The 13,052-nt window shown below is 56.5% G+C and carries 15 protein-coding genes; 5 read left to right on the top strand and 10 right to left on the bottom strand.

Annotated elements, in window-relative coordinates; all coding sequences use genetic code 11:
• The 4 genes from livG to RZ35_RS12555 form a co-directional block, all read right to left on the bottom strand.
• Positions 1-771, bottom strand: coding sequence for a high-affinity branched-chain amino acid ABC transporter ATP-binding protein LivG (gene livG / locus RZ35_RS12540; protein ID WP_026743625.1), 771 nt, complete (start codon positions 769-771; stop codon positions 1-3).
• Entirely contained in the window at positions 768-2,042 is a 1,275-nt protein-coding gene (locus tag RZ35_RS12545; RefSeq protein ID WP_026743626.1) for a high-affinity branched-chain amino acid ABC transporter permease LivM, read from the bottom strand. Before RZ35_RS12545 ends, livG begins: the two co-directional genes overlap by 4 nt.
• Positions 2,039-2,965 carry a high-affinity branched-chain amino acid ABC transporter permease LivH gene (gene livH / locus RZ35_RS12550; protein ID WP_026743627.1) on the bottom strand — a complete coding sequence of 309 codons (927 nt, stop codon included), beginning with the start codon at positions 2,963-2,965 and terminating at the stop codon, positions 2,039-2,041. Before livH ends, RZ35_RS12545 begins: the two co-directional genes overlap by 4 nt.
• A gap of 79 nt (positions 2,966-3,044) precedes the next feature.
• Positions 3,045-4,157 (bottom strand): branched-chain amino acid ABC transporter substrate-binding protein, encoded by a 1,113-nt coding sequence (locus RZ35_RS12555; protein WP_026743628.1) that lies wholly within the window; start codon positions 4,155-4,157, stop codon positions 3,045-3,047.
• A 401-nt stretch (positions 4,158-4,558) separates the two neighbouring features.
• Between RZ35_RS12555 and panM the strand changes: the two genes are divergently transcribed.
• Positions 4,559-4,960: an aspartate 1-decarboxylase autocleavage activator PanM gene (gene panM / locus RZ35_RS12560; RefSeq protein WP_026743629.1), complete on the top strand. Its 402-nt coding sequence runs from the start codon at positions 4,559-4,561 to the stop codon at positions 4,958-4,960.
• A gap of 102 nt (positions 4,961-5,062) precedes the next feature.
• Here the strand turns inward: panM and rpoH are convergent, their stop codons facing one another.
• From rpoH to ftsY, 4 genes are all read right to left on the bottom strand, one after another.
• Positions 5,063-5,920, bottom strand: coding sequence for an RNA polymerase sigma factor RpoH (gene rpoH, locus RZ35_RS12565; RefSeq protein WP_026743630.1), 858 nt, complete (start codon positions 5,918-5,920; stop codon positions 5,063-5,065).
• A gap of 265 nt (positions 5,921-6,185) precedes the next feature.
• Entirely contained in the window at positions 6,186-7,166 is a 981-nt protein-coding gene (gene ftsX, locus RZ35_RS12570) for a permease-like cell division protein FtsX (RefSeq protein ID WP_026743631.1), read from the bottom strand.
• Positions 7,159-7,827, bottom strand: a complete 669-nt coding sequence (ftsE, locus tag RZ35_RS12575; RefSeq protein ID WP_026743632.1) for a cell division ATP-binding protein FtsE — start codon at positions 7,825-7,827, stop codon at positions 7,159-7,161. The genes ftsX and ftsE overlap by 8 nt, the downstream gene beginning before the upstream one ends.
• Before the next feature lie 5 nt (positions 7,828-7,832).
• Positions 7,833-9,422 (bottom strand): signal recognition particle-docking protein FtsY, encoded by a 1,590-nt coding sequence (ftsY, locus tag RZ35_RS12580; RefSeq protein ID WP_026743633.1) that lies wholly within the window; start codon positions 9,420-9,422, stop codon positions 7,833-7,835.
• A 301-nt stretch (positions 9,423-9,723) separates the two neighbouring features.
• On the opposite strand from ftsY, the gene rsmD reads away from it, so the two are divergent.
• Entirely contained in the window at positions 9,724-10,299 is a 576-nt protein-coding gene (gene rsmD, locus RZ35_RS12585; RefSeq protein WP_026743634.1) for a 16S rRNA (guanine(966)-N(2))-methyltransferase, read from the top strand.
• 31 nt (positions 10,300-10,330) lie between these two features.
• On the top strand, positions 10,331-10,615 hold the full coding sequence (locus RZ35_RS12590) for a DUF1145 family protein (protein ID WP_175527820.1): 285 nt from the start codon (positions 10,331-10,333) through the stop codon (positions 10,613-10,615).
• A 45-nt stretch (positions 10,616-10,660) separates the two neighbouring features.
• On the opposite strand, the gene RZ35_RS12595 is transcribed toward RZ35_RS12590, so the two are convergent.
• The gene (locus RZ35_RS12595) at positions 10,661-10,987 is read right to left on the bottom strand and encodes a DUF1820 family protein (protein ID WP_026743636.1); all 327 of its coding nucleotides are present in this window, start codon (positions 10,985-10,987) and stop codon (positions 10,661-10,663) included.
• A 233-nt stretch (positions 10,988-11,220) separates the two neighbouring features.
• Here RZ35_RS12595 and RZ35_RS12600 point away from each other — a divergent pair, with 233 nt between their 5' ends.
• A complete protein-coding gene (locus tag RZ35_RS12600) occupies positions 11,221-11,850 on the top strand; it encodes a lysoplasmalogenase (protein ID WP_026743637.1) in 630 nt (209 codons plus the stop codon).
• 22 nt (positions 11,851-11,872) lie between these two features.
• Here the strand turns inward: RZ35_RS12600 and tusA are convergent, their stop codons facing one another.
• Positions 11,873-12,121, bottom strand: a complete 249-nt coding sequence (gene tusA / locus RZ35_RS12605) for a sulfurtransferase TusA (RefSeq protein ID WP_026743638.1) — start codon at positions 12,119-12,121, stop codon at positions 11,873-11,875.
• A 190-nt stretch (positions 12,122-12,311) separates the two neighbouring features.
• Between tusA and RZ35_RS12610 the strand changes: the two genes are divergently transcribed.
• Positions 12,312-12,965: a 7-cyano-7-deazaguanine/7-aminomethyl-7-deazaguanine transporter gene (locus RZ35_RS12610; RefSeq protein ID WP_026743639.1), complete on the top strand. Its 654-nt coding sequence runs from the start codon at positions 12,312-12,314 to the stop codon at positions 12,963-12,965.
• Positions 12,966-13,052 lie beyond the last annotated feature (87 nt).

Below are 13,052 nucleotides of genomic sequence, written 5' to 3' on the forward strand. Positions count from 1 at the left end.
TTATCCTTCACCCAGATAGGCACGGATCACGTCCGGGTTATTACGAATCTCTGCCGGCGTGCCCTGCGCCAGCGGCGTCCCCTGATTCACCACGTAGATGCGATTTGAAATCCCCATCACCAGCTTCATATCGTGTTCAATGAGCAGCACGGAGACCTGATGGCTATCGCGCAGATCGAGAATCAGGNCGTTCAGCTCATCGGTTTCTTTCGGGTTCAGCCCCGCAGCGGGTTCGTCCAGCATCAGCAGTTCCGGTCGCGTGACCATACAGCGGGCGATCTCCAAGCGGCGCTGCTGACCATACGCCAGATTGCCGGCCTGCCGATTCGCCAGATCCCGCAGCCCCACCCGCGTAAGCCAGGTGACGGCGCGCGCCTGTGCGTCCGCTTCCGCAAGGCGGAAGGCAGGCGTTTTCAGCAGCCCGGCGAAGACGCCGCTTTTCAGATGCTGATGCTGAGCGACCAGCAGGTTTTCAATCACCGTCATCTCGCGGAACAGCCGCACATGTTGGAACGTACGTACGACGCCCATCCGGGCGATCTGCTGTCCTGGCAACGATTCGAGATGCCGATCGCGTAGCAGAATCGTGCCGCCGGTCGGCCGATAAAATCCGGTGAGGCAGTTAAAAATGGTGGTCTTGCCAGCGCCGTTGGGGCCGATCAACGAGACGATTTCACCGGCATGCAGGTCCAGCTCGACATTGTTGACGGCCAACAGACCGCCGAAACGCATCATCAGGCCCCGTACCGATAATAGTGGCTGCGTGCTCATGCCTGTCCTTCCTTATCCTCAACCTTCAGCTTCATCTGCGGTCGTTTCATCGGCAACAGTCCCTGCGGACGCCAGATCATCATCAGCACCATCAGGGCGCCCAGCAACAGCATGCTGTACTCGTTGAGGTCGCGCATTAATTCACGGGAAACCACCAGCAGCACCGCCGCCAGAATCACCGCAAACTGCGACCCCATGCCGCCCAGCACCACGATGGCCAGCACGAAGGCGGACTCGGCGAAGGTAAAGGACTCAGGGCTGATAAATCCCTGACGGGCGGCAAACAGGGTTCCGGCAAAACCGGCGAAGGCGGCGCTGATGGTAAAGGCCGTCAGTTTGATTTTGGTCGGGCTGAGACCCAGCGAACGGCAGGCGATCTCATCCTCGCGCAGCGCTTCCCAGGCGCGGCCCAGCGGCATACGTAGCAGACGGTTGATGATGAACAGCGTCAGCACCACCAGCAGTAGCGCAACCAAATACAGGAAGATGATGCGGTCGCCGGGATCGTAAGCGAGTCCGAAGAAGTTGTGGAACGTATCCCATCCGCCCTCACGCGGCGTGCGGCTGAACTCCAGTCCGAACAGCGTTGGCTTGGGAATTTGGCTGATGCCGTTCGGGCCGCCGGTCCACTCCGTGTTGTTAAGCAGGAGAATACGGACAATCTCGCCGAATCCCAACGTCACGATCGCCAGATAGTCGCCGCGTAGCCTGAGCACTGGGAAACCGAGNAGAAAGCCGGATAGCGCCGCCGTCAGCCCCGCCAGCGGCAGAGACTGCCAGAAGCCAAGCCCGTAGTAGTTGCTCAGTAGCGCGTAGGTGTAGGCGCCGATGGCATAGAAACCGCTGTAGCCCAGGACCAGCAGGCCGGACAACCCCACCACCACGTTCAGACCCAGNCCCAGCATGATATAAATCAGCGTCAGCGTGGCGATGTCGACCGTGCCGCGGGACACGATAAACGGCCAGGCCACCGCAGCGACAATCAGCAGCAGCGCCAGTCCTTTCTGCCGTGGCGTACTGCCGTCAAAACTCGGCAGCACCAGACCCTTACCGGAGANCGTCTGCGCGCCCCGCGCCAGCAGAGGACGCAACAGTTGGAACAGAAAGACCACGACGCAACCTGTAGCAATCCAGTACCAACGCACCTTATCCGCGCCGTGAACCACCAGCTTCGTGCCGTCCAGGCTCAGTTGCATCCCCATCATGAATGAGGCCAACACCAGCAGGATGAAGGCCGAGAAGAAAGCATTAAAGACGTTATGCTGTTTCATACCTTCTCCACCTCCGGGCGACCCAGAATACCGGTGGGCATAACCAGCAGCACGACAATCAATAGGGCGAACGACACTACGTCTTTATATTCGGTACTCAGGTAAGCGGACGTCAGCGCTTCCGCAATGCCCAGAATCAGGCCGCCGATCATCGCGCCGGGAATGCTGCCGATACCGCCCAATACGGCGGCGGTAAACGCCTTCATGCCAGCCATAAAGCCGATATAAGGGTTGATGACGCCGTAGAACTGACCTAACAGAACACCAGCGACAGCGGCCATCGCCGAGCCGATCACGAACGTCAGCGAGATCACCCGGTCCGTGCTGATGCCCAGCAGGCTGGCCATTTTCAGATCTTCAGCGCAGGCGCGGCAGGCGCGGCCCATACGCGAATAGCGGATAAACAGCGTCAGCGCCAGCATGGTCAGGAAGGTGACCACCCAGATGGTCAACTGCATCGTGCTGAGGGTGGCGGCGAAGCCGTTACTTTCACCCAGCGTCCACTGACCGTGGATCAAGCTGGGCAGCGCAACGTCGCGCGACCCCTGAGTCAGGCTGACGTAGTTTTGCAGGAAAATCGACATCCCAATGGCGGAAATCAACGCAATCAGGCGTTTGGAGCTGCGCACCGGTTTGTAGGCCACGCGTTCAATGCTCCAGCCATAGGCGCTGGCAATCACGACCGCCGCGACAAAAGCGACGCTAATCAGCAGCCAGCCAGTGTCGATGCCCATCATCATCAGGGCGGCGATCACGATAAAGGAGACATAGCTACCGATCATATACACTTCGCCGTGGGCGAAGTTAATCATGCCGATAATGCCGTAAACCATGGTGTAACCAATGGCGATCAGCGCATAGGTGCTGCCCAACGTCAGGCCGTTGAACAGTTGCTGAAAGAAATAGAGGAATTGCTCGGACATACCTTAAGCCTTTGACATTGCCCCGCCGTCGGCAGACGGAAGGACAACGGTATTCAGGGAGTAATACGAATCCAGTCAATCACTTCACGGAGGAGGAAGTACCGTCTGCGTGCCACTCAAATACACCAAACTCAAACCCTTTCAGGTCACCTTTTTCGTCCCAGCTCAGCGGACCCATCACCGTTTCAACCGGCGTGGCCTTCAGATCGGCGGCCAGTTTGGCAGGCTCCATGCTGCCCGAACGCTGCATGGCGGTGGTCAGAGACTGCAACGCGGCATAGGNCGTCCACACGAACGGACCTGACGGGTCGAGGTTTTTCGCCTTCAGCGACGCCACGACGGCTTGGTTCGCCGGCNCCTGATCGTAGCGTTTCGGCAGAGTCACCAGCATACCTTCAGAGGCGTCGCCCGCGATGTTGGACAGGGACGAGTTACCCACGCCTTCCGGTCCCATGAACTTAGCTTTCAGGCCAGCCTGACGCGCCTGCCGCAGTATCTGTCCCATCTCCGGGTAGTAGCCGCCGAAGTAAACGAAGTCGACGTTCTCTTTCTTAAGACGCGCCACCAGCGTAGAGAAGTCTTTGTCTCCGGCGGTCACACCTTCAAACAGGACGACGTTGCCGTTGCCCTTTTTCAGGTTGTCCTGAACGGCGCGCGCCAGACCTTCGCCATACTGCTGTTTGTCATGCACGACAGCGATACGCTGCGGCTTCACGGTTTCAAGAATGTATTTGGCGGCGGTCGGCCCCTGATCGGAGTCCAGCCCGGTGGTACGCAGGATCAGCTCATAGCCGCGAGTTGTCAGGTTGGCGTTAGTGGCGGCCGGCGTAATCATGATCACGCCTTCATCTTCGTAGATATCCGACGCGGGCTGGGTGGAGGAAGAGCATAGATGACCGATGACATAGCGGATACCATCATTAATCACTTTGTTGGCGACGGCGACCGCCTGTTTTGGATCGCAGGCGTCATCATATTCCACGCCGACCAGCTGATTGCCGTTGACGCCGCCCTTAGCGTTGATATCCGCAATAGCCTGACGGGCGCCGTTAAACTCCATATCGCCGTACTGCGCGACCGGGCCGGACATGGCCCCAACGACGGCCACCTTGATATCGGCGGCGTTAACAGCGTGACCCAGCGTCATCGCCATACATCCCATCAGTAGCAGTGTGCCTGTGCTTAATTTCATCCCGTTTACCCCATTCTAATTTTCATTTATTGCGATAATTTTCGGCGCCAACCGTGACTACTCACGCTTTTTTTATAAGTAATAACAAGTTAGGCTTAATATTTAGCAACAGTTAGCAATAAGATTTTATTTTTCATGCCATTAAACAGGAGTTTTATGCTACATAGCAACTTGCACGCACAGTAAGTCACGGTGTAAACAGCATAAAATTTTAGTCTTAACCCCCAGGGTTTGCTTCATATCTAGTCAGTTATGCTAACCGACATATAGAAAGGTAATTAATAACTCGAAAAATGACCAAAGTGAAAAACATCGCCCTGTAAACTGTACATAAAAAATTACACCAGCTTTCTGACGACGACTCACTACAATCCTCTTCGCCATCAATCGGAGCACCTCGCATGAAACTGACCGTGGAATGCCTCACTTCTTTTACCGACCAGGACAAGCTGGACTTAACCCCGCTGTGGCCGCATCAAAACTTTACTCAGTTGGCCCATAGCCTGACTCCCGATCACCAGCTGTTCGCGGCACGCTTCAACGATCGCCTGCTAGGGGCTGTGATTGTTGAAATTAAAGAGGACAGCGCCAAACTCTGCGACCTGCAAGTAAGGGACGTTACGCGTCGGCGAGGAGTGGGGAAATATCTCGTGGGAGAAGTGCTGCGAGCGCTGCCGCATATCAGGGAGTGGTGGCTGGATGCAGCCGACCATGCCATGGTCAGCGAAAGTGTGATGGACGCGTTTATGCGTTCCTGCGGGTTTGATCCGGTATCCGGCGGCTGGAAATACAGCCGGCCATAAAGCAGACCGCGCCGTTTCTCTCTGCGTTGTTTTCGTCCGAAAACAGCAACGGCCGGGGCAAGCCCGGCCGTTGATTTCGGCAGTATTCCATTATTGACCGCGTTAGGCTTCTATCGCCGTACGCAGCTTTTTCATGGCGTTCTTTTCCAACTGACGTACGCGTTCAGCGGATACGCCATAGCGATCGGCCAGTTCCTGCAGAGTAGACTTATTATCGTCGTCCAGCCAACGGGCGCGGATGATGTGCTGGCTACGCTCGTCCAGACCTTCCATCGCATGAGCCAGTTTATCGGCCGCATGGCTTTCCCAGTTGTCTTCCTCAATGCCATCGGCAAAGTCAGACGTTTTGTCCTGCAGGTACAGCATAGGGGCCATGCCGTGCCCCAACTGCGCATCATCATCGGGCGTCGGATCAAAAGTCATGTCCTGCGCCGCCATGCGGGATTCCATCTCAAGTACGTCTTTACTGGTGACGCCCAGTTCACGCGCGACCAGCTCAACTTCGTCCTGATTAAACCAGCCCAGACGCTGCTTGGTTTTACGCAGGTTAAAAAACAGTTTGCGCTGAGCCTTGGTCGTGGCCACTTTGACGATTCGCCAGTTGCGGAGCACGTATTCGTGGATTTCCGCCTTGATCCAGTGGACAGCAAAAGAGACCAGGCGCACGCCGACGTCAGGGTTGAACCGACGCACGGCCTTCATGAGGCCGATGTTGCCTTCCTGAATCAAATCCGCCTGCGGCAGACCATAGCCGGAGTAGTTGCGGGCTACGTGAACGACAAAGCGCAGGTGTGACAGGATCAGCTGCTTGGCAGCCTCCAGGTCTCCCTCGAAATGCAGCCGTTCAGCCAGCGCCCGCTCTTCCTCCGCCGTCAGCATCGGATAGGCATTGGCGGCACGAATATACCCTTCCAGACTGCCCTGGGGAACTAAGGTGAAAGTTTGCATATCTTTGGTCATTCAACCCTCTCATGGTTTGTTGTATGTCGTCGAACATTACGAACAATGTCTAACCCACATCAACGTTCAAATCTAGAATTCGCTCACTATTAGAGCGTGATTTACCTCACAAGTTCACACAATTTTATCCATCTTTTTTTACATATCAAGATGGCAGCGCAACAAGATAAATCAGGAATAAAATGCGTTTTCGGGAGGGATTTTTTCATACTCTTCCCTTGACTATTTCATCCTTTTTGCAAGGAAAGAGTATATCAGAAAACCCTTACTCCGGTGTAAAGCGGCGTAAATGTTGGACCGTCGCCAGCCACGCAGCCAGCCAGCCGATCATCGCGGCAACCAACAGCAACAGCAGTCCTTCATCCCAGCCCATCCCTTTCACCGCGAATGTCGTCCCGAAGACGGCGGCAACCTGCGCCGTCGCCGCGGAGAGCTTCCACACCAATGCCTGAGACAGGATCAGCGACAGCACGGCGCCGCACAGGCCCAGCATCGCCCCACCGTTCAGGAACGGCCGCAGTATGAAGCCGTCGGTCGCACCAATCAGCTTCATGACGTTGATAGTATCTCTACGGCTGAAAATGCTTAGACGGATGCTGTTACCGATCACCAGGAAAACCGCCACGATCATCAGCACGCCAATCGTGAAGGCGATTTGACCGACTAATCCGGTCATTGCCACCAGACGCGAATACCAGCTGTCGTCCATTCGCACTTCATCGACACCCTCAATGGACGAGATACGATCCCGCAGCGAGGNCATGGTCTCCGCGCTCTGGAATGTCATTTTGGGCGTCACAATCGCTACTGCCGGCAGCGGATTTTCTTCCAGCATATCCAACGCGCCGCCGAAGCCGGACCAGTTGCGAAACTCGCCCATCGCCTCATTGCGCGACAGATAGTTGNCCTTGTCGACCCCGTCCGTCGACTGAATTTTGGCGATGACGCCCTCGGCCGCCTTGTCGTCCAGCGCCTTATCCAGATAGATCGTCAACTGCGGGGTGGGATACCACTGCGTCGCCGCCTGGCTGACGTTTTTCCACACCAGATAACAGATGCTCGGCAGCGTCAGGGAGATGGCGATGACCATGATGGTCAGCAGCGTCGCCAGCGGCTGACGCAGCATATCCCGCAGCGTGTTCCCCCAGGCGTAGCGCCATTGTTCCTGCCAGCCGCCCTTGAGCGCACGGGCCTTGCTGACGGGGCGTTTCTGTTTCTCTTTTCTGCGGACCTGATGATTAGCCATTGACGTTATCTCCCAGCATATGACCTTGAGACAGCGTCAAAACCCGGTAACGGCGGCTGGCGATCAGCCCCGTATCATGGGTTGCCATCAGCACCGTGACGCCCACACGGTTAAACTCTTCAAACAGGCGCAGGATGTCTTCGGACAATTCGTCGTCGAGGTTGCCGGTCGGTTCATCGGCCAACAGCACCACGGGTTTGTTCACCACCGCACGGGCAATGCCCACCCGCTGCTGTTCCCCACCGGAGAGCTGAATAGGATAGCTGCGCGCTTTGTCCAGCAGCCCCACCTTATCCAACGCCGCCGACACGCGACGGCGGATGTCTTCCATCGACGCACCGGCGATGATGAGCGGCATCGCCACGTTTTCATACACGGAGCGGTCCATCAGCAGATGGTGATCCTGGAAAATCATGCCGACCTGACGACGCAGGAACGGGATCTCGCTTTTCTTCAAGCGGCTGATGTCATGACCGCCGAACAGAATCTGTCCCGCGCTCGGCCGTTCTATCCCGCAAATCAACTTCAGTAAGGTGCTCTTTCCGGCGCCGGAGTGGCCGGNCAGAAAAACCATCTCCGCGGGTCGGACGTGAAAATCAACGCCTTGCAACGCCTGGCGACCGCCGCGATACGCCTTACTGACCTGCTCGAAACGAATCATCCGTATTAGTCCTCACGGGCAAAAAGTGCCTCTATAAAATCGTCAGCCTTGAATGGCCTTAAATCTTCGATGCGCTCACCTACCCCGATATAGCGGATAGGAATACCGAACTGATCGGCGATGGCGAAGATCACGCCGCCTTTTGCCGTCCCGTCCAGCTTGGTGAGGGCGATACCGCTCAGCCCGACCGCCTCGTTAAACAGTTTAGCCTGACTTACCGCATTCTGGCCGGTGCTGGCGTCTAGCGTCAGCATCACCTCATGCGGCGCCTGATCGTCCAGTTTCTTCATCACCCGGACAATTTTTTTCAGTTCTTCCATCAGGTGGGATTTGTTCTGCAGACGGCCCGCCGTATCGGCAATCAGTACATCCNCGCCGCGCGCTTTCGCCGCCTGAATGGCGTCAAAGATAACGGAAGCGGAGTCCGCCCCGGTATGCTGTGCCACGACCGGCACGTTGTTACGCTCACCCCAGACCTGCAGTTGCTCCACCGCCGCCGCGCGGAAGGTATCTCCCGCGGCCAGCATCACCGACTTGCCCTGAGCCTGATATTGGCGGGCCATTTTGCCGATGGTGGTGGTTTTACCCACGCCGTTCACGCCGACCATCAGAATGACGAACGGCGTTTTGCCTTCAATGTTCAGCGGCTCATCCACTTTTTCCAGGATGGCGGCCATCTCTTCTTTCAACAGCGCCATCAGCGCTTCCGCGTCTTTCAACTGTTTGCGGCTGGCGTGTTCCGTCAGACTGCCGATGATCTTGCGGGTGGTGTCCATTCCCACATCAGCAACCAACAGTTGCTCTTCCAATTCTTCAAACAGATCGTCGTCAATTTTCTTACCGCGAAACAATGAGACAAATCCAGAACCCAAATTCTGCCGGGTTTTCACCAGACTGCGCTTGAGACGGCTAAAGAAACCCTCTTTGGTGGGACGTTCCTGCTCCTGGATCGGCGCAGGCGTTAACGCCGTTTCGTCAATGGTCTCCGCAGACTCGTCCACCAGTGATGGAGTCCGCATGGCCGCTTCGGCGGCTTCAGGGGCTTCTTCCGATTGGGCTTGGAACGCGATCTCTTCCGGAGAGGCCCCCGGCGCCAGACTTTCCAGCTCGTCAATCTCCTGCAACGCCGCCTGGCGATCCGAAGCAGCGTCCTCCGGCGTGTCTTCCACATCTTGACGCGCTTCTTCCAGAGCCTCTTCCTGCAACAGGACGTCTTCCAGCGATGCGGTTTGCACCGAGCTATCCAGTGCTTCGAACGCTTGCGGCGCCGCTTCCTGAGCGGTGGCGGTGACCGGCTCGTTAACAGGTTTGTCGACGACAGCCGGCTCTTCCGGCATCTCCCCCAACGGGGCTTCCAGCCCGGCCTCGGCGGCCTCTTCACGCTCAACGGGCGCTGGCGCGTCATCATCCGGGTTTAACGGCTGGCGTTCAGCCTCTTGCGGCGCCGGGGCTTCAGTAGATACGAGCTGCGCATCCGGATCCGAGTGCGCCATCTCGCCTGATTCCGGTGGGGTCTGCGGTTGCTCAGTCTTTGCTTCTTCCTGACGTCCTAATCCCAGCCAGGAAAAAAATCCGCGCTTCTTCTTTTTAGCCATCTTGTAATTGCGCTCCTCGCCATCCAGTTCAGATGATGAATAATCTATGAAGTCGATAAAGAGCAGAGTTTAACACTTTCCCGACCGCAGCAACACGCGGCGTACGGCCCTGAACGCAGACAATCTGCGTAACCAAGTGTTTCAATATTCAAGGAGAAAAACGACGTGTGGCGCAAGTGGCTATGCCGTTCAACACGCAACTATCTTTGCCTTTCCTCGATTGGCCCTGCCCCGTTAGAATAGCGCTACTTTCAACCCTATACGGTTGCACCCGGTAACGAACCTCAGTGAATGGCAGGCTATGGCAAAACAACACGCGACATCCGCACCCGGACAAATTCGAATCATCGGCGGCCAATGGCGCGGAAGAAAACTTCCCGTTCCGCACAGCCCCGGCCTGCGCCCCACTACCGATCGCGTGAGGGAAACACTCTTTAATTGGCTGGCGCCGGTCATCCAGCAGGCTCGCTGTCTGGACTGCTTTGCAGGCAGCGGCGCATTAGCGCTGGAAGCACTGTCGCGGTATGCCGCTCACGCCACGCTGCTGGAGGCTGAACGCGGCATTGCTCGTCAGCTCAGCCAAAATCTCTCGCTGCTGCGGGCGGAAAACGCCAGCGTGATCCATACTGATGCGCTGCAGTGGCTGGCTCAGCCAGGAGAGGCCTTTGACGTGGTCTTTCTCGATCCACCGTTTCGACAGGGATTGTTGGACAACACGGTCAACCTGCTGGAAACACAAGGTTGGCTGGCGGATGACGCCTGGATCTATATTGAAACAGAGGCGGAAAACCGCACCCTGAACCTTCCGGCCAACTGGCAGCTGCACCGCGAAAAAGTCGCAGGCCAGGTCGCCTACCGGCTTTACGCGCGCGGCTGACAGACCGGCAACCTCAGAGGACATTATGGTTATTTGGATTAATCTCGGACGATTAGTGATGCTGGGCGTGTGGGCCTTTCTGATCATGAACCTGATTCAGCCCTTTCCGCGGCCGTTGAATATCTTCATGACGGTGGCGATGGTGTTCATGATACTGATGCACGGCATGCAATATCTGCTGCTGAAGGCCAGTCAGCCGAAGGACGCCCCGCCCATCAGCGGGATGACGCAACTGAAGATCTTCCTGTTCGGGGTATTCGAGCTGATGGCGTGGCAGCGTAATCAGCCGCAGGACAGCAAGCGGAACATGCGCTAGGCGCAGGGCATCCGCTCATACGATGCGGATGCCTTGGAACAAAAATTAGGGCTTCTTGCCGGGCAGATAAGGGAAATGGGTCACATTGTCGCCGAGTTCGGCAATCCGTGAGCTGCCGCGCTCCCGCTCCTTCACCGAATCGATGCGAATCACCGCCTGCAGCGGAATATAGCTGCGGNCGACACCGGCAAATTCGGTCTTCAGCTTTTCTGTACTCGGATCGACCAGCAGCTCCGACGGGCTTTCAAACACAAAGTCCGCGATTTCGATGAAGCCAAACAGCGCGCTCTGCACCAACTCTCGCACATAAAGCTGATAATTTTTGCCATTGTTCATAAATTGAATGCGGTAGAGTGCGGATTCATTACTCATTCAACAACATTCTCCTTCTTGAGCGATTAATCAAGACTACTGCCACCTATCCGGCGCTACCTTAGCATGATGCCTCTATAATACCCGCATCCGCCATCCTGCGTTGTCCGGCTGAGGGTCGATCACCTACACTGAAAGAACAATCATTGTGCAGATGCATACCAGAAGCCGAATTTCGCCCCGTCGCGCCCCTGCTGCTGGCCGTCTGAATTTCCCACCTTTGAGGACGTTCTATGCTTTGGTCATTTATTGCCGTTCTTTTTTCCGGCTGGCTTTACGTCGACGCCAGCTATCGTGGTCCCACCTGGCAACGCTGGCTGTTCAAGCCTCTTACCTTACTCTTGCTGATCGCGCTGGCCTGGCAGGCGCCGATGCTGAACGTCCCGGCCTACCTGATTGTTCTGGGTCTGCTGGCGACCATCGCCGGCGATACCCTATTGCTGCTGCCCGCGCAGCGAATGTTGTACGCCATCGGCGCTTACTTCGCGGCGCACCTGCTCTACACCATCAGTTTCCTGTCCACCCAGATGACGCTGAATTTGTTCTGGCCACTGCCACTGCTGCTCGCCATCGTGTCGGCGCTGCTGGTCGCGATGCTGTGGACCCGACTGGATACGCTGCGTCTGCCGGTCTGCGCATTCATCGCCATGACCGCCGTCATGGNGTGGGTTGCGGGCGGTCCCTACTTTGCAGCGAGCACCGACGACAACCTGTCGCTGCTGGTCGGTGCGGCCCTGCTCTTCATCGGGCATGCGTCCTGGCTGATTTATCACTTCCGCTTTAAATTCCCGGCGCATCAAGTGATTTTGGCCATCTGCTATTTCGGAGGCCATTTCCTGATCGTTCGTTCTATTTATGGCTGAGCACGAAGCGGGGAGACGCGGGTTATTTGCCCGCTTTGCGCAGGAGATAACGGTAGGGCAATGCTTCCGTCGCCTGACCCAACAGCTCGTGCTCCATAAATAGGCAGAATCCAGGGATATCACGCGTCGTCGCGGGGTCATCCGCAATAATCAGCAGCGTCTCTCCCGCAGCCATGTCACGCACCGTCTTGCGCACCAGCATCACGGGTTCCGGGCAGCGCAGTCCCAGCACGTCAAGAGTGCGGTCGGCCTGAGCAAAAGTATCGGTCATAGCGAGTCTCAAAAGGGATTATCGTTGGATAGCGGCCTTAGTTTACGCTGCGAATATCAGGGTGCAAGCCGCGTTACCCCCCCATGTTCAAAGAAAACAGAAATAGGTATGATGCCGTTTTATTGACGTCCGCGCGAAGCAGGACGTTATCACTGGGTTCCCTCACCCCATAAACCAAAAAGGNCGCAACATGTTTGGATTTACGCCGCAGCAGCGGCTGACAGCATTGTGCTGGCTTACGCTATTCCACATTCTGATCATCACCTCCAGTAACTACTTAGTGCAGCTCCCCGTTTCCGTGTTCGGTTTTCACACCACCTGGGGCGCCTTCACTTTCCCATTTATTTTTCTGGCGACGGACCTGACGGTGCGGATTTTCGGCGCGCCACTGGCGCGACGCATTATTCTGCTGGTAATGATCCCGGCATTGGCGATCTCCTATCTGGTCTCCGCGCTGTTTTACGACGGCACCTGGCAGGGCTTTGCCTCACTGAGTCAGGTCAATATCGTGGTCGCCCGCATCGCCTGCGCTAGCTTTATGGCTTACGTGCTGGGACAAATTTTGGACGTACACGTCTTTAATCGCCTGCGACAGCTCAGCGCCTGGTGGGTCGCGCCCTCGGCCTCCACGGTGCTGGGCAACCTCTGCGACACGTTGGCATTCTTCTTTATCGCGTTCTATCGCAGCCCGGACCCGTTTATGTCCGCTCACTGGGTCGAAATCGCGCTGGTGGATTACACCTTCAAGATCCTGATTTGCGGGATACTATTCCTGCCGATGTACGGNATCATGCTAAACATGCTACTGAAGCGTTTGAGCGGCAGGACGCCGCAGACGGCATAACACCAGATTGCCCCGAAAGGGGCCGACAGACAGGCTTTGTGACAACAAAACGCTTGTTTTTACTGCCTGAATCGGTTCGCATAGCAG

The sequence above is a fragment of the Lonsdalea quercina subsp. quercina genome, assembly GCF_000688655.1.
GTDB lineage: Bacteria > Pseudomonadota > Gammaproteobacteria > Enterobacterales > Enterobacteriaceae > Lonsdalea > Lonsdalea quercina.